This window comes from Desulfomarina profundi (assembly GCF_019703855.1).
GTDB lineage: Bacteria > Desulfobacterota > Desulfobulbia > Desulfobulbales > Desulfocapsaceae > Desulfomarina > Desulfomarina profundi.
Genome location: NZ_AP024086.1, coordinates 1,313,347 through 1,338,818 on the forward strand (window position 1 = coordinate 1,313,347; position 25,472 = coordinate 1,338,818).

Here is a 25,472-nt window from a genome sequence, read left to right on the forward strand (position 1 = left end):
AAGATTGACAAATAGAATAGTGTCGGTCAACATCAATATGATTGAGCGCTTGGTCGGTTTTCTTTGTATGCTTATTTCAAGCTATTACGCCCGGGTGAATCCACGCTCAAGATTTATTGTTTTCTTCACGATGAAAAATGCGGGTTACAACAAAAAAAGAAAACCGTCATTATTTAAGTAAATTGAAAGGAAACAACTTGTGATTGGAGTGGAAAACGCCAATCAGACTTAACTCTACGATATTGAACAGAAACTGGAGATAGAATATGAAAGAAGCAGTGATTGTCAGTGCGGCAAGAACTCCTTTTGGCAGCTTTGGAGGAACTCTCAGTAAAACAGGTGCAACGGATCTGGGGGAATTGTTATCAGGGAAGCTGTAACGCGTGCCGGTATAGATGATTCGGTTGTTGATGAATGTATCATGGGAATGGTGTTACCCTGCGGTTATGGACAGAATCCTGCTAAACAGGCAGCTATCAAGGCGAAACTTCCCCAGAAGGTTGAGGCAATTACTGTTAATAAGGTTTGCGGTTCTTCTCTGAAAAGTGCCATGTTGGCTGCCCAGGCAATTCAGTGTGGTGATGCCGATGTTATAGTTGCCGGTGGCATGGAGAATATGAGTATGGCCCCCTATTATCTCGAGAAGGGGCGATGGGGACATCGGATGGGGCCGGGGAAGATTGAAGACCATATGGTTCACGACGGCTTGTGGGATATTGTAAACGATTTTCACATGGGTATGTCCAATGAGCTGATCTGTGAAAAATGGGAGGTCAGCAGAAAAGATCAGGATCTGTTTGCCGAAGAGTCATATGCAAAGGCGTTGAAAGGAATTGAAAACGGGGTTTTCAAAGAAGAGATTGTTCCGGTTACCATTCAATTACGTGGTGGAAAAACAAAACTGTTTGATACGGACGAGTGTCCTGTGCCAACAAGCTATGAGAGTCTTGAGAAAATGCGTCCTGCATTTAAAAAGGATGGTGTCGGGACTGCGGGTAATGCTTCTGTTATCAGTGATGGCGCCGCAGCGGTGGTCATGATGAGTCGGGAGAAAGCAGAAGAACTGGGATGCACGATAATGGCAACCGTCGGGGCTCAGGCTTCTGCTGCCATTGAACTTGAACATGTCCTGATGGCACCTATTCTGGCAATTCCAAAAGTTTTGAAGAAGGAAGGGATTACCGCTGACGATATTGAACTTTTTGAAATCAATGAAGCCTTCAGTGGCACTTCTGTAGCAATTAACAGGGTCCTGGAACTTGATACCAATATCGTCAATGTTAACGGTGGCAGTGTGGCGATTGGACACCCCATTGGTGCCAGTGGAGCACGGCTTCTGACAACCCTGCTTTATGAAATGAAGAGAAGAGACCTGAAAAGAGGATTGGCATCTCTCTGCCTTGGCGGTGGTGAAGCCGTTGCCTTAATTGTTAAAAGGTAATCCCTGATCAATAAACTCATAAGGTCACCTTGAAGAATTATCTTTTCGCTCGATCTCTGGGGCACTGGACAATAGAAAATGATCATATATTAATGATATGCTGCGGTTTTTTATTTCCCAGTTCTCTGAAAGGGATATAGGACACAAGGTATCAATTGTAAAAGGAGAAATACTATGCAGATAAAGAAATTCGGTGTTATCGGTTCCGGTCAGATGGGTAACGGTATTGCCCAGGTAGCCGCAGCAAGTGGACTTGAAGTTTTGATGAGTGATATCGCGGAGGAATTTACCGCAAAAGGTATTGCCAATATAGAGAAAAACCTGAGCCGATCAGTAGATAAGGGCCGGATCGGCGCGGATGAAAAAGAAGCAATACTGAGCAGAATTTCCACCACAACTCAACTGGCTGACATGGCATCAGTGGATTTTGTTGTCGAGGCTGCCGTTGAACGGGAAGATCTTAAATTCGGTATCTTCCGTGAACTTGATGAGGTCTGCCCTGAACATGTTATTCTGTCAACCAATACTTCTTCAATTCCCATCGGCAGAATTGCTTCTCAGACAAAACGTCCGGAAAAGGTCATCGGTATGCATTTCATGAATCCTGTACCGGTGATGAAACTGGTTGAAGTGATCAAAGGTCTGGCAACTTCTGCTGAAACCTTTGATGTCACGTGGAATCTGTGTGAAAAGTTTGGAAAGACACCGGCAGAGGCTAATGATTTCCCGGGATTTATTGCTAACAGGATTCTGTTACCCATGATTAATGAAGCGGTTTTCTGCCTTTACCAGAACGTGGGTAAGCCTGAAGATATTGACACGGTCATGCGGCTTGGTATGAACCACCCCATGGGACCGCTTGCCCTTGCTGACCTGATCGGCCTTGATACCTGTCTGGCCATTATGGAGACGCTGTATGACGGTTTCAAGGATTCAAAATATCGTCCCTGTCCGCTGTTGAGAAAATATGTTGAGGCCGGCTGGCTTGGGAGAAAAACCGGCAGGGGATTTTACGATTATTCGAAATAGGGTTAGTGTCGGGTAAAATATGGAGAACATGAACAGTAAGGAAACAAAGGTCGCTCCGGCCAGGGAGATTGCGGCAAGAATTGGCAGGCTTCAGAATGCCATGGCTGGAAAAGATGTAGACGGAGTTCTGATTCAGCAGAAAAGTGATCTGTTTTATTTTGCTGCCACCGGACAGCAGAGCTATCTCTATGTTCCGGTTGAGGGGCAACCTCTTTTCATGGTTGTAAAGGATTTCGAGCGGGCGAAAATGGAATCACCCATTGAAAATATTGTTTCCCTGACAAGCGTAAAAAATATCCCGCAATGTCTTGCGGATTTCGGCCTGACGCCCCCCGAAAGACTGGGGCTGGAGCTTGATGTTCTGCCTGTAAATCTCTATCTTCAGCAACAGAAGATTTTCAGCCGGAGTGAATCAGTCGATATTTCATTGGAGATTCGCCTTATTCGAGGAGTCAAATCTCCCTTTGAAATTGAAAAAATCCGCCTGTCCTGCCAATTATCGGACAAATTGGCCCAACGGATGTCTGAATTGCTGGAACCTGGAAAAAAAGAAGTTGAACTGGCAGGGGAACTGGAGGCGTATGCCAGAAAATTAGGCCACCAGGGAATTGTCCGTATGCGGATGTGGGGGGGAGAACTCTTCTACGGACATCTTCTCAGTGGCCCCGGGGCAGCTGTCTCCAGTTACCTTGCCTCTCCCACGGGGGGCAAGGGTGTAAGTCCTTTTGTAGCCCAGGGTGCAGGGCATAATATCATTGGAATGAATGAACCGGTTCTGTTTGATTATGTCTTTGCTGTTGATGGATACCTCTCCGATCATGCAAGAATTTTTTCAATTGGCAAGGTTTCGGATAAAATCCTTGATGCCCATAAGGCAATGCTTGAAATCCAGGGTGAAATCATTGAAAAAGCCAAGCCGGGTGCTGTGACAGGAGAGCTGTATGAAACCATGGTTTCCATGGCCCGGAAACTTGGCTATGGTGAGCATTTCATGGGTGTGGGTGAAAGACGCATTCGTTTTACGGGACATGGCGTCGGGCTTGAACTTGATGAATTTCCCTTTATTGCCAAGGGTCAGCAACTCCCCCTGGAGAAGGGAATGATCATTGCACTTGAACCGAAAACAATTTTTCCAGGTGTTGGTGTTGCAGGAATCGAAAACACCCATCTGGTAACTGAAAATGGCCTTGAGCCACTGACCTTGTTTTCCGATGAAATAAGCGAGGTGAGGTGTGCATAATGTATTTGTGTACCTCCTGACCCGCATTTCTCACCAGTTCAGGCGACATCAGTTTTAAAGTTTCCCGGAGTCTACGCTGCCTGCCGGAGATCCGAGGCAGATTCGGTAAAACTGCCAAGAATAATTGTAACGGCTGTCATGCATGATGATCTCGTAAAAAGTCGTTCAACGTTCTCAGATGGACTCTGGAAAAACTTCGATATACAAGGCGGCGGTGTCGTGTAAGCGCAGGCGTACATAGAGTACGTCGAGCATTACACGATCACCCCACAACGCAGTAGATCGGAGTTTTTACGAGTCCATCATACATGGAGGAGTATCGATGTTTGAAGAAGCACAAAAAGCGCAGGAGCTTGACCATGAGGAAACGGCAGAGTTTGTTCTAGAACTCATCCAGAGAATTATTGTTCATCACGGCCTCTGGTTTGCCGAGGCAAAACACCAGATGGGTATGGAAAAGGCTCTGGAGCTTCTCCACACTGTGACCAAGAAAAGCTATGCTATTCAGATGAAACATCTGGCGGCTCTCCTTGGATTTGAAATGGTGGGAACTGTTCCTGAGCCTCTTTTGAAAATGGCACCGGAAGAGTTGAAGAAGTTGAAGGAACGATTGGCAAAAAACTGGCTTGTAAATGATGGTGTCTGGTTTCAGGCCATTGAGTTTTCCGAATCGATGAATGATGCCAAAAGGTGCAACGATTCCTGCTGGGGCCAGTTTTCTCCCTACGAGGCCTCTGCCATTAAGAAGATGTTAAACCTGGGAGAGCAACCTGGACTTAAGGGATTAAAAAGAGCACTCGGTTTCCGGGTTTATGAATCGATCAATGAGCAATCCATCGTTGAAGAAAGCGAAGAGAGTTTTGTCTTTCAGATGAACAAGTGTCGTGTACAGAATGCGCGTAACCGCAAGGGTCTGGACGATTATCCATGTAAATCCGGAGGACTTGTTGAATACACCTATTTTGCCAGGGCTATTGACAGCAGGATTACAACCGAGTGCATAGGCTGTCCTCCGGATGATCATCCTGCTGAGTGGTTTTGTGCCTGGAGATTTTCCCTGAAACCATGACGGTTTTATAGTTTTACTTTAAGTAATACACAGAAAATAAAGATAAAACCTGAAGTGTAGGATCCAGGTTTAAGTCCGAAAATATTGTTTGCGGACGTAATATACACAACAAGACCGGAGAAAAAAATGAGTTGGAAAAATATCGAAAAAAATGTTGAATCGGGAGTTGCAACTGTTTCAATCAATCGACCCAAGGCATTAAATGCGTTAAATAATGAAACCCTGGTCGAGCTGCTTGCCTGTTTCAATTCCATTGCGGCGGACCGTGAAATTCTGGTGGTGATTCTGACCGGTGGTGGGGATAAATCCTTTGTTGCCGGAGCAGATATCTCGTTTATGGAGGGGCTTGCCCCCAGAGAGGCTAGAGAGTTTGGCAAACTCGGTCACGAGGTTCTCGGAGTTATTGAAAATCTGCGTCAGCCGGTTATTGCCGCAGTAAACGGTTTTGCTCTCGGCGGGGGATGTGAGCTTGCCCTGGCATGTGATATGAGAATTGCCAGCGATAGAGCGAAATTCGGGCAGCCGGAAGTCAACCTGGGGGTTATTCCCGGTTTCGGCGGTACCCAGCGGTTGCCAAGACTGGTGGGGAAAGGGCAGGCCAATGAATTACTATTTTCGGGGAAAATGATTGATGCCGCGGAAGCAGAGAGAATTGGCCTGGTTAACAGGGTTGTTCCCCATGAAACTTTGATGGGTGAATGTCGCTCCCTGGCTGAAATGATCTGTTCCAGAAGTCCGGTTGCCGTGCAGTTGTGTAAAGATGCTGTCAACAACGGTATTGAAATGGACCTTCAGCGGGGTTGCGGCTATGAGGTCGATCTGTTCAGCCTCTGTTTCACCAGCGGTGACCAGAAAGAGGGGATGGAAGCATTCTTAGGAAAAAGAAAACCGGAATTCACCGGTAAATAAACAGGACTGATTATGTATCTTGATCTGACTGAAGAACAAAAACTTATCCAGGAAACCGCTCGTGATTTTGCCATGACGGAACTTGAACCGGTCGCGGGAGATCTGGATAAAGGCGGGGACGATGCGATTTTTTATGAAAATCTCAAAAAACTCGCTGAAGTAGGCTTCATGGGCCTGAATATAAAGGAAGAATATGGTGGAGCGGAGGCGGGTGTCATAGCCTTCAGTGTTGCCATGACGGAAATAGCTCGTGCCTGTGCTGCCACTGCGGTTACAGTTTCTGTGAACAACATGGTCAATGAGGTTATCCAGGCCCTTGGAACTGAAGAACAGAAGCAACAGTATATCACAAAAATCTGCAGCGGTGAATATCAGGCGGGTGCCTTTGCTCTTACAGAACCCGGAGCGGGGTCTGATCCGGCGTCAATGACAACCACAGCCGTCCAAGACGGTGACGACTGGATTATCAATGGTTCCAAAATATTTATTACCTCAGGATCATGCGCCGGTGTCTTTGTCGTTTGGGCTGTGACGGATCCGAAGGCACCGAAAGGGAAGGGGATCAGCCTGTTTCTCGTGGAGCAGGGTACCAGTGGTCTTGTTGTAGGGAAAAGAGAGGATAAGCTGGGACAGCACGCCTCTGCCACCAACGAAATTATCTTTCAGAATTGTCGTATTCCGGGATCGGCCCTTATGGGAAAATTGAATGATGGTTTCCGGGTGGCGGTTTCTGAGCTTGCCGGAGGACGGATAGGAATTGGTTCCCTCGGTCTTGGGCTTGGCCTTGCAGCCATGGACAGTGCGACCCGATACTCTCTTGAACGAAAGCAGTTTGGTCGAAAAATCAGTGACTTTCAAGCTATTCAGTGGAAAATTGCCGATGCCTACACGGAGCTTGAAGCCGCACGGCTTTTGCTGATGAATGCCGCATTCAAGAAGGAACAGGGACAAAAGTTTGCAAAAGAGGCTTCCATGGCAAAAGTTTTTGCCACCGAAGCTGCGAACAGGGCCTGTTACGAGGCTATGCAGATCCTTGGCGGGTATGGCTATACAAAAGATTACCCCATTGAACGTTACTCCCGGGATGCTAGAATTACTACAATTTACGAAGGAACAAGTGAGATTCAGCGACTGATCATTTCACGGGAAATTCTCCAGTCCTTTTCCTGAGAAACAACGGGCCGTCGGAAAGAAATTTCGTTGAATGGCGGTAAAATCGTTGGATTCAGCAGTTTTTAAACCTGATGAGGAGGTTGACGAATGCAAAACAAAAGCAACATACTCGAACGCAGGAGCATAAGACGTTTTCTCGATAAGGAGATCGAGCAGGAGAAACTTGACGCCATCCTGGAGGCCGGGCGATGGGCACCCTCCTGGGGAAATCTGCAATGCTGTGAGCTTGTGGTTGTGCAGGACGCTGAATTGAAAAAATCACTGTCGGAACTGCTCTCCCCAAAAAATCCAGGAACTCCGGCAACGGCCGGGGCGCCCATTGTTGTTGCTGTATGCGGAAGACCCGATAAATCAGGATATTACAAGGGAAAACAGGTTACCAGGTATGAACACTGGTTTCTTTATGACCTCGGTCTGGTCAGCCAGAATATTTCACTCATGGCCCATGAGCTTGGTCTCGGCTCTGTTATCATCGGGTCTTTTGATCATGAAAAAGCAGAAAAGTTGCTTCGGGTTCCCGACGGCTGTGAGCTTGTCTCCCTGATCCCTGTCGGTTATCCGGATATGGCACCGAAACCGCCGAAAAGAAAGACATTGGAGGAGTTTGTCCATTACAATACCTTTTCTGATGAGTAACAGGCCGGGGTTCATTCATAAAGAATGCCTTTTGATCATCAATTGAAGGGTACTTTGAAAATTGCCTTTTCGCCCGATTTTTGCGTCACAGGATAATGAAAAATGCTTACATATAGCTCAATATGCTGCGCTTTTTAATTATCCCGTTCCTTGACCTCGAACGAAAATTCTAATTTTTCAAGGTACCCTGAATATCAAATGTACTTCTCATTACCTGCAAAGGGCATCCTGATAGAGTCGGGATGACCTGTTTTTGTCCAATCATCTTTTTGACTTTTTTCTTCTTCCCCGTTAGAGTACATACCTGAAAAATGGTACGTTGATGGAATGTGGGCTGAAAAGAAAAATGCTCTTATATTCCTGATATACTGCGTTTTATTTTTCTATACTACTCGGAGTCTACGCTTACCTGAATTCGAAAAAAATCTCATTTCCGGGCAGGCACATTCTAAAATACAATTTTTTCTTTTCAGACATTATGATAAAAACGGGGCTGGATGTCCTTGCAGACGAATGGCAGTCGGAGTGGACAGGCTGTCGATTCGGCCTGCTGTCCAATCAGGCATCCGTAAATGCGAATCTTGAGCATGGTCGGGTGCTTCTTCAAAAAAAATTAGGTCAGCAATTCACGACTCTTTTTTCCCCTCAACACGGTTTTTTTTCAGAACAACAGGATAACATGATCGAGTCGGATCACCAGATCGATCCCGTTACAGGATTGCCCATTTACAGTCTATATGGGGAGCATCGTAAACCGACAGAGTCAATGTTCGCCGATCTTGATATCCTCTTTATTGATCTCGTTGATGTGGGCACACGGGTCTATACCTTTCTTTATACCATGGCCTATTGTCTTGAGCGGGCAGCCGAATGTGGAAAGAAAATCATTATTCTGGATCGGCCCAATCCCATCGGAGGAGATCTGATCGAGGGCAATATCCTGCAGGATAACTGTAAATCATTCGTCGGGTTGTTTCCTCTGCCCATGCGTCATGGCCTTACCATGGGAGAGCTTGCACTTCTGATCAATGGGGAGTATGAAATCGGGGCTGAACTGGAGGTTATACCCCTGAAAGGATGGGAGCGGTCCATGACCTTCAGACACTGTGGCTACCCCTGGATTGCACCATCTCCTAATATGCCCACTCCGGAAACAGCCATGGTCTATCCGGGTCAGGTACTCTGGGAAGGGACAACTGTCTCAGAAGGGCGCGGAACTACACAGCCTTTTGAATTTGTAGGGGCACCATATTGGAATTATAATGAAATTCTTGAGACCCTGGCCGATGATGATTTACACGGCTGTATTTTGCGACCAATCGTTTTTCAACCGACCTCTGGAAAATGGGCGGAAAGCAATTGTAATGGATTCCAGATATATGTTACTGATGAATTCTCATTTCGCCCCTACAGAACCGGTCTGGCGCTGTTGCGAGCTGTTATGGGGCTGTACGAAGGGAAATTTTCCTATAAATCCCCCCTTACGAATATGAATTTGAAAAACTGCCCCTGGACCTGATCATTGGTGACAAAGCTGTTCGTGTTGCTTTGGAACAACAGGTTTCTCTGGATGAAATAGAGAGGGAATGGCAGGAAGATCTTGATGAATTTGACAAACTGAGAAGAGAATATTTTCTCTATTGAATAATACCCTTCAGATAAACACATCATGTGATTGGACACGACTATGGTTGAAAAAGAAGTTTTGGTTGAAGTTCTTGCCGATATGGTGGGAGGACGGATTAGTGGTGATGGTTCTGTCAGGATCAGGGGCTTTGCCTCACTCGATCAGGCTGGACCAACCGATATGTCATTTCTGGTAAAAAAGAAGGATCTGGAGCTTCTGAAGACGAGCAAAGGGGCTGCTTTTATTGTTCCGGAAGGTGTGGAAAGTGATGGGAGTCGACCCCTTGTTATTGTCAGAGATCCGTATCTTGCAGCAGCCATTATTCACAGCTATATCCTCAGGGAAGAATTTCAGGCCGGGGGAATTCACAGCAGGGCGTTTGTCGGTGAAAACTGTGAAATCAGTCGCGAGATAACTATAGGTCCGATGGTTGTCCTTGGTGATCGGGTTACTGTTGGAAAAAAAGTTACCATAGAAGCAGGGGTTGTAATCGGAAATGATGTGACAATTGGTGATGAATGTCTTATCAAGTCCAATGCGACAATATGTGATGGAAGTATTCTCGGCAGCAGGGTGATTATTCAACCGGGAGCAGTAATCGGCAGTGATGGTTATGGCTATGCAACTGATGCCGAAGGCTGTCACGTTAAAAGGCCCCAGGTGGGTATTGTGCGTATAGAAGATGATGTTGAGATCGGCGCCAATACAACCATTGACAGGGCCGCATTCGGGACTACATGGATCAGGTCCGGTGCTAAAATTGATAATCTTGTCCAGATAGGCCACAATGTTGTGGTTGGCGAGAACAGCCTTATTGTGGCCCAGGTGGGTATCTCCGGTTCTGTTACTCTCGGCAGGAATGTGGTCATGGGAGGGCAGGCAGGAACTGCAGGTCATGTGAAAATCGGTGACAGAGCCATGGTTGCGGCCCGGGGGGAGTGCATAGTGATGTTGCCGAGGGTGCAAAGATCGGAGGAGCACCGGCAATGCCTGTACATCAATGGGCCAAGGCCAGTGCTGTTTTCGCAAAACTGCCGGAGCTGCGGAGAGAAGTGAAGAAACTCAGTAAGGCTGTAAAAAAAAGTGAACAGCAGGATTGAATGGGAAACAATAAAGTTACGTGATAGAGAGAATAACCATGGCAGATAAAATTATACCCGAACAGATTGATATATTAAAAATTCTTGATACCCTCCCCCACAGGTATCCGTTCGTTATGGTGGACAGGATAATCTCAATGGAACTGGGAAAAGAAATTGTGGGCCTGAAAAATGTCACCATCAATGAACCTTTTTTTCAGGGACATTTTCCCGGGCGTCCGGTAATGCCGGGGGTGCTGATCCTCGAAGGCATGGCACAGGTTGGCGGTATTATGGCTTTTTATGCCAAGCCGGAAGCCATTGGTGAAAAGCTTATCTTTTTTGCCGGTATAGACAAAGCCCGATTCCGTCGTCCTGTGGTTCCCGGAGATCAGATTATTTTTCAACTTGAATTTGTGAAGGAAAAACGCTCGGTTATGGTGATGAAGGGCAAGGCCTATGTGGATGATAAGCTGGTTGCTCAGGCAGAACTCATGGCCTCTTTTTCCTGATTCTGAAAACATTCTGAACTGATGAGAAATGCGGCCTGATTGGCATGGCCGGAAAAAATGGCTCAGCCATTTATGCCCTGACGGGTACAACAAAGTAATGAAAATCTGACTGCGGCAGAAATATCTTCTGTGGCGGGTTTTTCAGATAAAGGATTTATATTTCAAATGTCTATACATAAAGCAGCAGTTATCGACCCAGGCGCGGAACTGGACTCTTCCGTGTCGGTTGGACCATACGCGGTTATTGAAGCGGGTGTCAGGATAGGTGCCGGAACCAGGGTGGAAGCCCATGCCGTGATATCAGGACCTACGACTATTGGCGAGAGAAATCTGATCGGTTCTTTTGCTGTAGTGGGAGGCGCCCCGCAGGATCTCGGTTACAATGGTGAACCGACGGAATTGATCATCGGTTCTGATAACCAGATCAGGGAATACGCCTCCATTCACCGTGGTACACCGGGTGGTCATGGAAGAACGGTTATTGGTGATCATAATCTCCTCATGGCCTATACCCATGTGGCCCATGACTGTCAAATCGGCAACCACGTGATTCTTGCCAACGTGGCAACGCTTGCGGGACATGTGGAGGTCGGTGATCGTGCGTCCATTGGTGGACTTGTGGCGATTCACCAGTATTGTCGAATAGGAACTTACAGTTATATTGGCGGCGTGTCAGGTATCAGTCTCGATGTCCCTCCTTATATCATTCTGGCAGGAACCAGGAACCGCACCCGTATTTCCGGAATCAACAAGGTTGGTTTGAGGAGGAACGGCTTCAGTCGGGAAACGATCAAAAATCTGGATCGGGCCTTCAAAATTATCTTTCGTTCTCCAAATCTTCTCATGAAGGATGCAATTGAAATTGCCAGGAATGAAATGAAAGATTGTCCCGAAGTCGGCGCTCTGGTTACCTTTTTTAAAGAGTCCAAGCGTGGTGTCGTCAAGCAGACCATAATGGATTGAGTCGAATGACACAGGAGGTTGAAAACAGGAAGATAGGGATTATTGCGGGTGGTGGTCAGTTTCCACTCCTCTTTGTTGAAGCTGCGAGAAAAGCGGGTCGGCAGGTTGTTGTCATTGCCCACAAAGGGGAGACTGACAAGCGGGTCACCGAGGCTGCAGACGAAGTTTACTGGGTCAAGCTGGGTCAGCTTGGGCGGGTTATTTCACTTTTTAAAAAGAGTGGGGTCGCAGAGACTGTTTTCCTGGGGACAATAACCAAGACGAGAATTTTTCGTGATGTGTTTCCGGATCTGAAAGGGCTGACCCTGTGGAATAAAATTGACCGAAAACAAGATGATGCCATTCTCAGGGCCATAGCCGATACATTGGAAAGAGAGGGAATAAAGGTCCTTGAATCCACACTGTACCTCTCTCACCTGCTTTTTCCGGCAGGGGTGTTGACAAAAAACAAACCCAGTAAAAAACAGATAAAAGATATAGAGTTTGGCTGGAAAAACGCACGGGAAATCGGCAGACTGGATATCGGCCAGTGTGTGGTTGTCAGGGATTGTTCCGTCATGGCCGTTGAAGCGATAGAAGGTACTGATGAGGCTATCCTGAGGGGCGGACGTCTCGCCAAGGAAAATGCTGTTGTTGTGAAAGTCAGAAAGCCGGGACAGGATTTTCGCTTTGATCTTCCTGCCACTGGAGTCAGAACTCTTGAGAGCCTGAGACGCGTTCATGGTTCTGTTCTTGCTGTAGAGGCTGGACAATCCCTGCTGTTTGACAGGGAAAAGATGATTGAAGAGGCGGATAAATCAGGTATAGTGGTTGTTGGTGTTGTTGAACAGGAAGATGGGAAACTTATAATGTAACCTAAATCCTGCAATTGGCAAGTTTTTCGGAGATGCGAGGCATCAAGGGCGCAGATGTATTAACATACTTCAAGCACTTGATAACGAAGCAGATTCGATAAAATTGCCAATCCCCCAGGGCAAGGGAATAAAGAAAAAACAATCTCACTCTGATAGTGAGTAGTACAGCCCCTACTGCAATATGATAACTATCTGTTTATACAGTATAAATAATTTTTCTTTATTCCCGAAGTGCAGGATTTAGGTGTAATTAATCATCCGATTAAGGAATGCTTGTGCAGGGAGGTTATTTATGCAGGCAATGATTCTTGCAGCAGGGCTGGGAACCAGATTGCTGCCGCATACAAGGGTCTGTCCCAAGCCTCTTTTCCCAATTCTCAATCAACCCCTCCTGCTTCTTACCATCAAGAGGTTACAAAACCACGGATTTGATTCGATTCTGGTGAACTGCCATCATTTGGGGGATCAGATTGTCTCCCTGGTGGATTCATTGAGTGGAGTAACCGTGCTCCATGAAGATAAAATCCTAGGTACCGGAGGCGGACTGCGGGGTGGTCTTGAACATATGAGAGATGAGCCTCTTCTGGTAACCAATGGCGACATCTATCATACTGTTGACTTTCGTGCTTTATACAATCACCATCAGCAGAACGATTCTGTTGTTACATTGGCAATGCATGACCACCATCGTTTCAACAATGTGATGATCAGGGATGGCAAGGTGGCCAGTTTTGACAACAGGGTAGAATTTACCCAGCTGGCTTTTACTGGACTACATGTCATTGATCCTGAAATTCTGGAAGATGTTGAAAAGAACAGGAATTCCTGCATAATTGATTTCTACAGAAAACTTCTTGAACGGGGTGAGTCGATTGATTGCTATCGGGTTGATGACTGTTTCTGGACTGATATGGGGACGGTGGATGATTATCTCGACCTTCACCGTGGCCTGCTGAAGGATGATATCCCCTGCTGGGCTGAGATCGGTGAGGTGAGAAAACCATACTGTATCGATATGGCTGCAAAACTTCCTGCCCATATAGTTCTGGAAGACTGGGTCTGCATCGGTGGAGCCCATATTGAAGATGGCAGTCATCTTGAGCGGGTTGTTGTGTGGAACAATGTTCGGGTTGCTGCCGGCAGTCGTCTGGTAGATACTGTAATCAGTGATGGTACCAGCTGAAAAAAATATACCTGATAAACTATAGCTGGTCCTGGTCACAGGGCAGGCAATTTTGTTGTATCAATCATCGCATTTGTATCAGGTCTTGTATAATGTCAGGCAATCTTAATTCTTATATTGAATCCAGAATCAAAATACTCCTTGTAAAAACTGGTTTGGTCGATCGGAAAACTGTCGAAAAACTGTTTGTCGACAGCAATTCTCAGTTGCTGCGAGGAGACGGGTCGAACCGGATTTTTCTTCGTATTTTTTCAGGAAAAAGACCAGAAGGGTGCATTGCTGTAATTCCCCCTGTTGATTCAACTGAATCAGATAAAAGGGAGGCGCAGGCATCACGGGATATCGGCCTTCATCTATACAGTCGCCGGGTTCCGGTTCCTGAACAGCTCGGTTGGGACGAAAAGAGCAGTATTCTACTGATGGAGGATCTGGGGGATACCCGTCTGCATGATCATGCCGTTGCCTGGGAAAAGGATGGGTCTCACAGTGACATCCTGATGGCTCTGTATCGGGATGTTATCCGTGAACTTGTTAATATGCAGTTTAATGGTGTCCAGGGTTTTAAGCCGGCGTGGTGCTGGGATACGCATGTGTATGACAGAAAGTTGATGATTGAGCGTGAATCAGGTTATTTTCTCAGGGCGTTCTGGCAGCAACTCCTCGGCATGGAATTTTCACAGGATGTACAGGAGGAATTGAACCATATCGCCGACAGAGCGGCTGAAGCGGAACCTGGGACTTTTCTGCACCGGGATTTTCAGAGCCGTAATATTATGGTCAAGGACGGGAAGGTGAGATTTATTGATTACCAGGGGGGACGACTGGGCCCACCGGGGTATGATCTCGCCTCACTTCTTCATGATCCTTATTGTGGGCTCAATGAAGAAATGATCGAAATACTCTATCATTGTTATGTTGAAACTGCCTCGGCTTTTGACGAATTTGACAGAAAAGAATTTTCCCGTTGCTATTCTTTTCTTGCATTTCAGAGAAATGTGCAGATAATAGGCGCGTTCTCTTTTCTTTCCAATGTGAAAAAGAAGACATTTTTTACTCAATATATTTATCCTGCTCTCATTACTCTGAGCAATCGGCTGGAACAACCGGAATTTTCAGAGTATGAAAAAACCAGAAAACTGGTGAAACAAGGGTTGTTGCTTGTGGAGCAAAGCGGGAATATCTCAAGATAAGCTGAATTTCAAAGGTAGCCAGAAAGGAATAATTAAATACTATGGTTCAGGGAAATTGTCCAATGGTGGCCTTGATCGGTCGCCCGAATGTGGGAAAATCCACATTATTTAACAGGATAACAAAGTCAAGAAAAGCTCTGGTTGATCCAACCCCGGGGGTGACCCGCGATCGCCACTATGACAGGGTTACCTGGGACAATAAATCCTTTGTCCTGGTAGATACCGGTGGTATTGATGACAATCCGGAAGACCTACTCGTCGGCCATATCAGAGAACAGGCACTGGCGGCTATCGAGGAGGCGGATATCATACTTTTTCTCATGGATGGTAGGGAAGGTGTTACCCCGGCGGATTACGAGGTCGTTGAAATCCTGAGAAGAACCAGAAAACCGATTTTCCATGTGGTCAATAAGATTGACAGTCCCAAGCAGGAAGTCGAATTGCTGGCCCAGTTTTACGAACTTGGGATTGAAAAACTCTGGTCCCTTTCCGCTGAACACAGTTTCGGGTTCCGTGATCTGATGGATGGCCTCAGCGCAATTATCGAGGGAGAATCGGATGACGAGGGGTTGCCGGAAGATCTGATGAGAGTTGCCTTTTTTGGCAGGCCGAACGTGGGTAAATCATCAATGATCAACAGGATATTAGGGGAGGAGCGGATGGTTGTTTCCGAAATATCTGGAACAACCAGAGATTCGGTTGATACCCTGTTGACCCATGGAAAATACAACTATCTCCTGATCGATACAGCCGGAATCAGGCGCAAGGGCAAGACAAAGGAAAAACTGGAGAAATTCAGTATCTTAAAATCTCTGGCAGCCCTGAATAAATGTGATATTGCGGTGATCCTGATTGACGGCGAGGAGGGAATCACCGAACAGGATACCAAGGTGATTGGTTACGCCCTGGAACATGGCCGGGCCTTGATCATCCTGGTCAATAAGTGGGACCTCCTTGAAGGTGACAAAAAGCGCCAGCAGCAGCTTCTCTCAGAGGTGGGACGCCAGTTGCCTTTTCTGGGATTTGCTCCGGTTCTCACTGTGTCGGCCAAGACCGGTTATGGTATAAAGAGACTGTTTCCTGTTATCGGATCAGTATACAGACAGTACAGAGCCGTCTTTCCGACATCTGCGCTCAACAGGCTGTTGCGGGAGGCCATAGAGAATCATTCTCCGCCTATTTATAAAAATAAACGTTTAAAATTTTATTATACTTCACAGATCGGCACCAGTCCGCCAAGATTTGTCATTATGACAAACAGCTACAAGGGAGTTCACTTCTCCTACCAGCGATATCTGACAAATAAGTTCAGAGAAGGTCTGGGATTGGAAAAGGTGCCGATTCAACTGATTTTCAAGGATAAATCCAGTCAAAGGGGCACCTGATTATCCTGCTTCAGCCATGACCTTTTTAAAACTTTCAGCCGACCGACTGATGACATCATCGGGTACGCAGAAGGCAAGACGGATATGGCCTGGAGCCCCGAATCCAGTACCGGGAACGGCGAGAATCTTATGTTTCTGCAGAAGCCCACAGAATTTCACATCATCTTTTATGGGTGTACGGGGAAAGATATAAAAGGCTCCTTTGGGATGGGTGAAATTCATCCCGGCCTCTTCGAGGAGTTTGCAGAAAATGGCCTTTCTCTCAGCGTAGATTGAATTATCCACTGAGGCATCCTGAAGCTTTGCGACAACCCGTTGCATCAGTGCGGGTGCATTGACAAATCCCAGGATTCTGTTGGCAAGAGTCAGACCATCCACAAGATTCTTCTTGTCTGTTATTTGCGGGTGAACAGCCAGATAACCGATACGCTCTCCTGGAAGGGAAAGATCTTTCGAATATGATGAGACCACAATACTGTTCCGGTATGCTTTGAAGATGGATGGCACGGTATGACCGTCAAAAACAATCTTCCGGTAGGGTTCATCCGATATCAGGTAAATTGTGCTGTTGTATCGGCTCTCCGCTTCAGTCAGAAGAGTCCCGAGAGCTGCAAGGGACTGGGCTGAATAAATCTGGCCGGTCGGGTTGTTTGGGGAATTGATGATAATCGCTTTGGTTTTCTCTGTGATGGCGTCTGAGATTTTCTGGAGATCCAGGTTGAATTCTGAGTCGGTTTCGACAATTCTACTGACACCTCCATGGTTATCCACGTAGAAGTTGTATTCAACGAAATAGGGTGCCAGGAGAATGACTTCATCATCTGGATTGAGCAGGGATTTCATGACAATGTTCAAACCACCCGCAGCACCGCAGGTCATCAGCATATCGCCCTGGTCTACTTCAATTTCCTGTTCCCTGGACATCTTTTCCGCTATGGCTTCACGAACAATGACGTAGCCACCGTTTGGCATATAGGCATGAACTCCGGGGCTTTTATCACGAATTATTTCAGCAATCACCTCATTGTATTTTTCAGGAGGTGGTACATCTGGATTGCCGAGGCTGAAATCAAAGACGTTTTCAGCACCGTACTCGGCCTTCATTCTGGCACCTTCCTCAAACATCTTACGTATCCATGATGATTTTTCAGCAAACAGTTTCATTTTTTCTGAAACAGCCATTCGTCTCCTCCGGTTTTTTACAGTTTTTCAAGATAATCGTGTGCCGCGTTGATTTCCTTCATCTTTTCCTCGGCAATCTTTTGAAATTCCTCGCCGAGATGCCGAACTTTATCCGGATGATACTTCATGCTCAGTTTACGGTATGCTTTTTTAATTTCTTCTTTCGAAGCTCCCGGCTGCAAACCGAGGGTTGCATAGTGGCGGGCGGACATATCCGGAGATTGGGGCGATGAAGTGTAAGCTCTACCATATTTATATTTTGCTTCAATAGTCCGTTGGTCATATGCAGAAATTTCAAGAAAGGCTGCAATTCGTCTGGCGATAGCCAGTTCATTTTCAGGAACATCCCTTTTTGTATAGAGAATCTGGTAAACCAGTTCCAGCAGGATCAGTCTGGGTTCGTAGGCAAAGGTGGTTTTGAATTCTTCCAGCAGGGCGTCAAGGGAAGGTGAGGAATTTGTAGCTTCTTTTATAATCTCCTTAACCCAGAGCATCTTGGTCTGGTTATAATGGAGATTATATTGGAAAAACCGATGGATAGTCTGGATTTCCTCTTTGGTTATCCGGCCATCTATTTTGGCTGTATGCATGAGGATATGGACAAGCAGCCAGACAAACCTGCTGTGGCTTTCGGTCTGGGATTGCTCATAGGTGGCGACTTTTTTCTGCACCCAGAAGGAAAAACCCCAGAAAAGGGCGATGAAGACAAGTACACCTGCAAGCCCTGTATAAATAAGCGTACCGAGAAAAGAGATAAGGGCCGGTGCCCCTCCTGAAACAAAGACGAGCAGCAGGACAATAAGGAGGCAACCACCGCAACCGGGCTGTTGTTGTCGTTGATAATTCATTTTATATGGTTCCTCTATTCGTCAACAGTCCTGGTGTCGCTCTGGAAAAGTGCTTCAGTGAATTCATCAGCATTAAAATCCCGTAAATCGTCCATCTGTTCACCGATACCGATAAATCGTATTGGAACCTTGATTTCACGACATATATTGGCGACGATACCGCCCTTTGATGTTCCATCAAGTTTGGTCAGAGCCATACCCGTGATGGTGACCGCATCATCAAACAGCCTCGCCTGGCTTATCCCGTTCTGACCTGTGGTAGCATCTATTACCAGAAGGATTTCATGGGGTGAACCGGCAAGTTTTTTCCCCATGACTCTTTTGATTTTTTTCAGCTCTTCCATGAGATTGGCCTGGGTGTGCAGTCTTCCTGCTGTATCCACAAGAACCACGTCTATATTTTGTGAAACAGCGGTACCCAGGGCATCAAAAACAACTGACGATGGATCAGCTCCTTCCTGATGAGCGACAACAGGGACGTTATTTCTCTCTCCCCATATCTGCAGTTGTGAGACTGCAGCAGCACGAAATGTGTCGGCAGCCACAAGCATCACACTTTGCCCAGACTGCTGAAATTTATGGGCGATTTTACCAATGGTTGTTGTTTTGCCGACGCCGTTTACACCTATAACCATAATAACAAAGGGACCTTTGTCGGGCATTCTCAGTTCATCGTTAGCCACGGCGTCGAGAATAAAAGCTTTTATTTTCTCCTTGAGGGTATCCTTCAGGGCGGCCGGATCGGTCAGTTCCTTTCGTTTGACCTTGCGGCGTGCGTGTTCAAGCAGCTCCTGGGTTGTTGCCACTCCCAGGTCGGCAGTGATCAGAATCTCTTCAAGATCATCCAGAAGTTCATTATCGATTTCTCTTTTTCCAAGAAAAAGTGTGTCCAGTTGGTAAGTGAATGTAGATCTTGTTTTTGAAAGCCGTTCACTGAGCCTTGAAAAAAGATTTTTCTTTTTATTTTCCCTGGATTCTTTTATGGGTACTGTTTCTACAGGAGCGGGTTCCGGTGATTGTTTTTCTTCCTGGACCGGGCTCTCTGATTCAGGTATTTCAGTTGTTTTCTCTGGAGTCTGTTTCTTTTTTTTAAACCAACCTAACATGGGGGTTTTTCCTGGTTAAAAAGTTATAGCCACCTCGAAAAATTGCTTTTCGCCTGACTTCGAACGAAAATTCTAATTATTCAAGGCACCCTTATTTGAAAGATGCTGTTTTGTGGACAAAGATTTTTTATCTTACGTAGAGTAGGAAAAGAAAGCAACAAAAAGTCATCATCACATCCATGATTGTCATGGTTAAGTTGTATAGGTAAACAGAAAATCTTTTAATCGTAATTTTTGATCGTGCCTGAAAATCATTGCAATTCCTTCCAGCGGCATTACTGTAGTGATGTTAATTTTGGAACGGGTGGTGGTTTTTGCCCGTGTAGATGTTAATCAAAATCTATCTTTATATATTCAAAGTGTTAGGAGGTATCGAAATGGCCGGATCGTGTGGAAGTTCCTGTGGCACAAATGAGGCGCAACAGGCTGCGGCTGCCCAGCAGGAAAATGCAATTACCAGGTCCTTAGGCAAGATTAAAAATAAAATCCTTGTGATGAGCGGAAAGGGTGGAGTGGGAAAATCCACTATTTCTGTTAATCTTGCTCTCGGGCTTGCTGCCCGTGGTTTCCAGGTGGGGCTGATGGACGTGGATATTCACGGTCCCGACGTGGTCCGCATGCTTGACCTCAAGGGGAATGTTGAGCCACCTGAAACCCCTGACTCGCTGGTTCCTCCTCTGAAATATAACGATAATCTGAAAGTTGTTTCTCTCGAGTATATGATGAGAGACAGGGATGAAGCAATTATATGGCGTGGTCCATTGAAGATTCAGGCAATCAGGCAGTTCGTTGCCGATATGGACTGGGGTGAACTGGATTATCTCATCATTGATGCTCCTCCGGGGACAGGTGATGAACCCCTTTCCGTCGCTCAGACAATTCCCAATGTCAAGGCCATCGTTGTGACAACGCCACAGAAAGTGGCGCTTGCGGATGTGAAGAAATCCATTAATTTCTGCAAGACCGTCAAGATGGAGATAATCGGTGTTGTGGAAAATATGTCCGGTTTTGTCTGCCCGCACTGTAATGAAACCGTTGATATATTTAAATCCGGTGGTGGAGAGACACTGGCCAGAGAGCTTGAACTGCCTTTTCTCGGGAAAATCCCCATGGATCCCCAGGTAGTTATGGCAGGTGATGATGGAAAGCCTTATCTTTCTTCAGATTCCGACAGTCCAGCCACCAAGGCATTTGGAGAGGTTGTAAGCGCTGTTGAAACACGTGTTCCACCTGTAGCTCAACCGACTGTATTGAAGATGGCTGACACCGATTCCGGTTGTGCCTGCGGAGGAAGCTGCGCTTCACATTCCTGAGATATTCATTTTTTGTGAATTTTCGAAGAATGGATCAGCGGGTTCTTGCTTTCCCTGCAAGAGCCCGCTTGCCGGTTGCCAAAACACTTTAAACCCCAATCCTGCGATATTACCGAATCCGCATTGTTATCAATTGCTTGAAGTATGCATATAAGTCAGAGTCGTTGCTGCCCTGTATCTTCGGAAGACTTCATGATTGCAGGATTGAGGTTCAATACAATTTCTGATGAGACCGAGACAATGAAAGTAAAACAGATGATAGTTGGATCCATGGCCGTCTGCTGCTATATTATCTCCTGTGAAAAAACGAAGAAAGCAGCGATAATTGATCCGGGTGGAGATGAAGATAAAATTCTGGCTGAAGCAGAAAATTTGGGTGTCAGCATAGAATATATCATTGTTACCCATGGGCATCCTGATCATGTATGCGGCAATCGAAAAATCCAGGAAGCTACCGGCGCAAAAATAATTATGCATAGAGCCGACGCACAGTTTTTTGACAAGCCAGAAGTGAAGAACTATTTCTCAATGCTTGGCATGGAACCTTCACCATCACCGGACATACTTGTGGAAGACGGTGATATCATAGAGCTTGGCGAAGAGAAACTGGAAGTCATGCATACGCCCGGTCATACTCCCGGAGGTATGTGTCTGTATAACAGTCCTGATGTTATTACAGGTGATACGCTTTTTGTCGGGGGACTTGGACGGACTGACTTTCCTGGTGGATCCCATGAAGAACTGCTCAATTCCATCAGGACAAAACTGCTTGTACTGCCGGATGAAACAATAGTCTGGCCTGGACATGGATACGGGGGAAGTCGTTCTACCATAGGTGAAGAAAAGGTTTCAAACCCATTTCTTTAACGCTCATTCCCACAGCAGAGTAATGAAAATTCCAACTGTGGCAAAAAAAAATGTGGCGGTTGAGTTTTCAGACAAATTCCGGGAACTTGAAAGAAGAGATTATTATTTATGCGTGAAATAGTTCTGGGTACTGCCGGTCATGTGGACCATGGTAAAACAAGTTTTATCCGGGCTCTGACCGGGATAGAAACGGATCGTCTGAAAGAGGAGAAAAAGAGGGGGATCACCATTGAACTGGGATTCGCCTTTCTTGATCTGCCCTGCGGACATCGTATCGGCATTGTCGATGTTCCCGGCCATGAAAAATTTGTCAAGAATATGGTTGCCGGGGTAACCGGTATGGATATTCTGGCATTTATAATTGCAGCGGATGAAGGGATAATGCCGCAAACCCGTGAACATTTCGAAATCTGTCGACTGATGGGTGTTAGACGTGCTCTGGTGATTGTGACCAAAATTGACCTTGTGGAACCGGACTGGCTTGAAATGGTGGATGAAGAAATATTTGAATTCTGTCAGGGCAGTTTCCTTGAAGATGCACCGGTTCTCCATGTTTCATCCATTACCGGAGAAGGACTTGATGAGGTTCGTACCACTCTGGATAATTTTGTTACCCAGCACAATTTTACCCAGAGCTTTGGTCCTTTCAGACTTCCGGTGGACAGAAGTTTCGCCATGAAAGGTTTTGGCTCAGTTGTTACCGGCACTTCCATTTCAGGTAGAACGGCCATTGGTGAGGAACTGCGGCTCTACCCATCGGAACGTATGGCAAAAGTGAGGGGAATTCAGGTCCACGGGGAACCGGTTGAGGAAGTGGAGGCCGGTCACAGGACGGCGGTGAATCTCCAGGGTCTTGACAGTACGGAAATTGAGCGCGGTATGGTTCTGGCGCCACCTGAAGTGCTGGAACCCGGCTATATGCTCGATTGTCAATTACTTTATCTCGCTTCAAATACAAAACCACTTAAACATCGGGCACGGATTCGCGTCCATGTGGGTACTTCTGAAATAATTGGCAGGGTGTCTCTTCTGGACAGAGATGAACTGCTACCCGGAGAAGAAAGCATTGTCCAGCTGCTGCTTGAAGAAAAGGTTGCAGTCTGGCCTCAGGATCGTTATGTGGTGAGAAGTTATTCACCTGTGTTTACGATTGGTGGGGGTGAAATTTTAGGCAATCTGCCATTCAGGAAAAGAAAACGGCTCACAGAAAAAGACCGGGAGTATAACAGGCAGTTATACGAGGTTCTCGCCGGGGGAACCGTGGAGGAAAAGGCACTGTTCTTTCTGGCAGAGAGTGGAGAAAAGGGGCTCACAGCCGGAGAATTGGGTATTCGCCTCGGCCTTTTTGGCAAACATCTCAAAAAGGCGTTGAATGAACCGCTTTCCACGAAAAAGATGGTTGTGGTTGATTCATCAACTCAACGTTATGTTATTCGCGATATAGCGGAAAAGATCAAGGAAACAATTATTTCCACACTCCAGCAATACCACAGGGACAATCCTATTCAGGTGGGGCTGGTGAAAGAGGAACTCCGATCCAGTGTTGGAAAAAGGGTGGAACAGAAGGTATTTAATTACTGCCTCAATGAGTTACTGCGAAAATCTGTAGTGGTTCTTGAGGAGTCCGCAATCCGTATGGCTGACCATCAGGTGGCTCTGAAGGCTGATGAAAAACAGTTGGAGAGTGAAATCATCGAGTGGTACAGGGAAAAAGGGTTGACTGCGCCCACGGTGAAAGAAACCATGGCAAGGTTTTCCGAGTACCCTGAAGGACTTGTGAAGGAAGTTCTACAGTTGCTTCTGCGGCAGGAAACTCTTCTGAAGATAAGTGAAACGCTTTATTTTTCAAAAGAACGTTTTGATCCGCTGGTGGAATCAGTGGTTGAGGCCATTGAAAGAGATGGAGAGATTGACGCGCCACGTTTCAAGGCCCTGACTGGACTGACCAGAAAATTCTCAATTCCCATCCTCGAATACCTTGACCGGATAAAAGTCACCATGAGAATTGGGGACAAGCGGGTATTACGTCGTAAAGGCTAGCCTGGGACAGCCTCCTCCTGGCCTGTATTGTTCTCCATGAATGTGGGCTCCAGCCTGATGGTGAGTATCCGTGTCGTTTTTTCAGTGATTCGTGTTTCATGGGCAATTGCCAGGCTAGGCAGGGCAATGATCCTGTCGGTTTCAACAGAGGCAAGAACAGGAAAACCCGGCCTTCGTTTCTGTTCAATTTTCCTTTCGCTCAATATCCTTGATATTTTTTTTCTGCCGGGTGCGTTAAATGGTCTGAATTTTTCTCCCTTATGGGGAGGACGCAATACAAGGGGAAAGGTGAAACTCTCCATGTCAACATAGAGAGTATTTTCTTTCCCTGAAAACACCTTGTCTTCATGGAGGTGAAGGCAGAGGTTCAATTCCGGTACCGGATAGGAGCCTGGTTGCGGAACAGTCAGCGGAGAAAATGATTGCGGCTCCAGGGAACCACGTAATTTCCCCTTTGGAAGAGGGCGGGAGAACAGCAGGAAGTTCTGATGTTTTTCGACACGGACCCCATCACTGAGATGTATTTCCCCACCGTTGTTCCCTGTTCGGGTAAGATTCAGCAGGGTGACTATTTTTTTAAAATCCGGTCTTATGGACATTTTCCAGAAGCATTTTTCCAGGATCCTTCTTGCTATTGCATGATGGCAGGTTTGGAGATGGGTAGTGGAAAGTTTGAGAGTGTCTGAGTCTGTTGTCACACTTTTTTGGTATGCCTTGTCGGCCACCTCTTCAAGATAATCGTTATCCGTTCTGAGAATATCCATGCACTGCAGGACTGTGGTTCTGATGGATGGGTTGAATTGTTTTTCAAGACCGGGAAGGAGTTCTAATCGAACCCGGTTTCGAAGAAAGACCGGATCAAGGTTTGAGGAGTCCAGGCAGAATGTGATGTTGTTGCTTTTGAGATAGTGGAGAAGGTCTGATTTTTTTTCAAGCAGCAGGGGACGTACGATTTTTCCCGATACCGGAGACATGCCTGACAATCCTTTCATGCCGCTGCCACGGATAAGTCGGATAAAGAATTCTTCCACTTGGTCATCTGCTGTGTGGGCAACGGCAATAGCAGAACCGTTAAATGCCCGACGGGTTTGTTCAAGGGCGGTGTACCGGAGAATTCTGGCACCTTCCTCCGGGGAACAGCCGGTTGATTTTATGTGAAGAGGAACATTGACAGTTCTGCTGACAAACTGAATATTCAGAGTTCTGCAGACCTTCTTTACCGTATTTATTTCCTGTCTGATTTCTTTCGGGCGAAGCTGGTGGTTGATATAAACTGCCAGGAGTTTCAGGTCCAGGTCAAGCGAGTGGAGCAGGTGAAGCAGGGCAAGGGAATCACCCCCACCGGAAACAGCGGCAATAACCCTGTCGTGTCGATGCAGTAAGCTGTTCTCCCTGACAAAGGTTTCAACGCTGTTGAGCAGGTTATAGTTTTTTTTTTGCTGATATTTTTTTTTAAAATTGTATTGAGTTGTCATGGATTCAGATTAACTATCCAGAAGTGAGCTGAGTTGTTCACGCAGGATGTTGATTGTTTGTGAATAATCCATTGATTCATCATTTGTTTTTCCTGACTGTTCAATACGGTAGGCAATTTCAGCACTCTGTTCAAGCCCAAGGTTCAGCAGGGCTCCTTTGATGGTATGAGCCGCTTTGCCGATTCGTTCCAGGTCGTTTTCTTCAACGCATTTTTCAAGAGTTATCAGGTGAGAATGGAGAGTAGTTAAAAAAGCAGGCAGCATGGTGTCTATTTGTTCTGCTGTCAGGTTAAACTGTTCAGAAAGATATTTTCTGATTTTTTCTTTCATTGGTTCCCTGGAAAGATCGAA

23 protein-coding genes and 1 pseudogene are annotated in these 25,472 nt (G+C 46.3%); 19 read left to right on the forward strand and 5 right to left on the reverse strand.

Features of this window, described 5'->3' with window-relative positions; translation table 11 throughout:
• Positions 1 to 266 precede the first annotated feature (266 nt).
• From LO777_RS06105 to der, 16 genes and pseudogenes are all read left to right on the forward strand, one after another.
• Positions 267 to 1,441, forward strand: a pseudogene (locus tag LO777_RS06105) (acetyl-CoA C-acetyltransferase).
• A 174-nt stretch (positions 1,442 to 1,615) separates the two neighbouring features.
• A complete protein-coding gene (locus LO777_RS06110; protein ID WP_228856648.1) occupies positions 1,616 to 2,470 on the forward strand; it encodes a 3-hydroxybutyryl-CoA dehydrogenase in 855 nt (284 codons plus the stop codon).
• A 28-nt stretch (positions 2,471 to 2,498) separates the two neighbouring features.
• A complete protein-coding gene (locus LO777_RS06115) occupies positions 2,499 to 3,710 on the forward strand; it encodes a M24 family metallopeptidase (protein WP_228856649.1) in 1,212 nt (403 codons plus the stop codon).
• Between the two features lie 322 nt (positions 3,711 to 4,032).
• On the forward strand, positions 4,033 to 4,779 hold the full coding sequence (locus tag LO777_RS06120) for a DUF6125 family protein (protein ID WP_228856650.1): 747 nt from the start codon (positions 4,033 to 4,035) through the stop codon (positions 4,777 to 4,779).
• Positions 4,780 to 4,905: 126 nt separating this feature from the next.
• Entirely contained in the window at positions 4,906 to 5,688 is a 783-nt protein-coding gene (locus LO777_RS06125; protein ID WP_228856651.1) for an enoyl-CoA hydratase-related protein, read from the forward strand.
• Positions 5,689 to 5,700: 12 nt separating this feature from the next.
• Positions 5,701 to 6,858, forward strand: coding sequence for an acyl-CoA dehydrogenase family protein (locus LO777_RS06130; RefSeq protein ID WP_228856652.1), 1,158 nt, complete (start codon positions 5,701 to 5,703; stop codon positions 6,856 to 6,858).
• A gap of 90 nt (positions 6,859 to 6,948) precedes the next feature.
• Positions 6,949 to 7,497 carry a nitroreductase family protein gene (locus LO777_RS06135; RefSeq protein WP_228856653.1) on the forward strand — a complete coding sequence of 183 codons (549 nt, stop codon included), beginning with the start codon at positions 6,949 to 6,951 and terminating at the stop codon, positions 7,495 to 7,497.
• 478 nt (positions 7,498 to 7,975) lie between these two features.
• Positions 7,976 to 9,016, forward strand: a complete 1,041-nt coding sequence (locus LO777_RS06140; RefSeq protein WP_268907520.1) for an exo-beta-N-acetylmuramidase NamZ family protein — start codon at positions 7,976 to 7,978, stop codon at positions 9,014 to 9,016.
• Positions 9,017 to 9,045: 29 nt separating this feature from the next.
• Entirely contained in the window at positions 9,046 to 9,141 is a 96-nt protein-coding gene (locus tag LO777_RS19980) for a hypothetical protein (protein ID WP_268907521.1), read from the forward strand.
• Between the two features lie 43 nt (positions 9,142 to 9,184).
• Entirely contained in the window at positions 9,185 to 10,180 is a 996-nt protein-coding gene (lpxD, locus tag LO777_RS06145; protein ID WP_228856654.1) for a UDP-3-O-(3-hydroxymyristoyl)glucosamine N-acyltransferase, read from the forward strand.
• An 82-nt stretch (positions 10,181 to 10,262) separates the two neighbouring features.
• Positions 10,263 to 10,715: a 3-hydroxyacyl-ACP dehydratase FabZ gene (fabZ, locus tag LO777_RS06150; RefSeq protein WP_228856655.1), complete on the forward strand. Its 453-nt coding sequence runs from the start codon at positions 10,263 to 10,265 to the stop codon at positions 10,713 to 10,715.
• A 165-nt stretch (positions 10,716 to 10,880) separates the two neighbouring features.
• A complete protein-coding gene (lpxA, locus tag LO777_RS06155; RefSeq protein ID WP_228856656.1) occupies positions 10,881 to 11,678 on the forward strand; it encodes an acyl-ACP--UDP-N-acetylglucosamine O-acyltransferase in 798 nt (265 codons plus the stop codon).
• 5 nt (positions 11,679 to 11,683) lie between these two features.
• Complete coding sequence (locus LO777_RS06160) at positions 11,684 to 12,532, forward strand: LpxI family protein (protein WP_228856657.1); 849 nt, start codon at positions 11,684 to 11,686, stop codon at positions 12,530 to 12,532.
• Between the two features lie 292 nt (positions 12,533 to 12,824).
• Positions 12,825 to 13,715, forward strand: a complete 891-nt coding sequence (locus LO777_RS06165; RefSeq protein ID WP_228856658.1) for a nucleotidyltransferase family protein — start codon at positions 12,825 to 12,827, stop codon at positions 13,713 to 13,715.
• 92 nt (positions 13,716 to 13,807) lie between these two features.
• Positions 13,808 to 14,905, forward strand: coding sequence for an aminoglycoside phosphotransferase family protein (locus LO777_RS06170; protein WP_228856659.1), 1,098 nt, complete (start codon positions 13,808 to 13,810; stop codon positions 14,903 to 14,905).
• Between the two features lie 41 nt (positions 14,906 to 14,946).
• Entirely contained in the window at positions 14,947 to 16,290 is a 1,344-nt protein-coding gene (der, locus tag LO777_RS06175; protein ID WP_228856660.1) for a ribosome biogenesis GTPase Der, read from the forward strand.
• Here the strand turns inward: der and LO777_RS06180 are convergent, their stop codons facing one another.
• Genes LO777_RS06180 through ftsY form a run of 3 tightly spaced genes read right to left on the reverse strand, consistent with a single transcriptional unit; the run spans position 16,291 to position 19,426 of the window.
• Positions 16,291 to 17,472 carry a pyridoxal phosphate-dependent aminotransferase gene (locus LO777_RS06180; RefSeq protein WP_228856661.1) on the reverse strand — a complete coding sequence of 394 codons (1,182 nt, stop codon included), beginning with the start codon at positions 17,470 to 17,472 and terminating at the stop codon, positions 16,291 to 16,293.
• 17 nt (positions 17,473 to 17,489) lie between these two features.
• On the reverse strand, positions 17,490 to 18,320 hold the full coding sequence (locus tag LO777_RS06185) for a DnaJ domain-containing protein (protein ID WP_228856662.1): 831 nt from the start codon (positions 18,318 to 18,320) through the stop codon (positions 17,490 to 17,492).
• Positions 18,321 to 18,334: 14 nt separating this feature from the next.
• Positions 18,335 to 19,426, reverse strand: a complete 1,092-nt coding sequence (gene ftsY, locus LO777_RS06190; RefSeq protein WP_228856663.1) for a signal recognition particle-docking protein FtsY — start codon at positions 19,424 to 19,426, stop codon at positions 18,335 to 18,337.
• 377 nt (positions 19,427 to 19,803) lie between these two features.
• On the opposite strand from ftsY, the gene LO777_RS06195 reads away from it, so the two are divergent.
• The 3 genes from LO777_RS06195 (at position 19,804) to selB (ending at position 23,646) form a co-directional block, all read left to right on the forward strand.
• Positions 19,804 to 20,739: an Mrp/NBP35 family ATP-binding protein gene (locus LO777_RS06195; protein ID WP_228856664.1), complete on the forward strand. Its 936-nt coding sequence runs from the start codon at positions 19,804 to 19,806 to the stop codon at positions 20,737 to 20,739.
• A 192-nt stretch (positions 20,740 to 20,931) separates the two neighbouring features.
• Entirely contained in the window at positions 20,932 to 21,606 is a 675-nt protein-coding gene (locus LO777_RS06200) for an MBL fold metallo-hydrolase (protein WP_228856665.1), read from the forward strand.
• A gap of 108 nt (positions 21,607 to 21,714) precedes the next feature.
• On the forward strand, positions 21,715 to 23,646 hold the full coding sequence (gene selB / locus LO777_RS06205; protein ID WP_228856666.1) for a selenocysteine-specific translation elongation factor: 1,932 nt from the start codon (positions 21,715 to 21,717) through the stop codon (positions 23,644 to 23,646).
• On the opposite strand, the gene tilS is transcribed toward selB, so the two are convergent.
• Both tilS and LO777_RS06215 read right to left on the reverse strand, forming a co-directional pair.
• Positions 23,643 to 25,121: a tRNA lysidine(34) synthetase TilS gene (tilS, locus tag LO777_RS06210; RefSeq protein WP_228856667.1), complete on the reverse strand. Its 1,479-nt coding sequence runs from the start codon at positions 25,119 to 25,121 to the stop codon at positions 23,643 to 23,645. The two genes, selB and tilS, sit on opposite strands and share 4 nt — an antisense overlap.
• 9 nt (positions 25,122 to 25,130) lie before the next feature.
• Positions 25,131 to 25,451: an Hpt domain-containing protein gene (locus LO777_RS06215; RefSeq protein ID WP_228856668.1), complete on the reverse strand. Its 321-nt coding sequence runs from the start codon at positions 25,449 to 25,451 to the stop codon at positions 25,131 to 25,133.
• Positions 25,452 to 25,472: the final 21 nt, after the last annotated feature.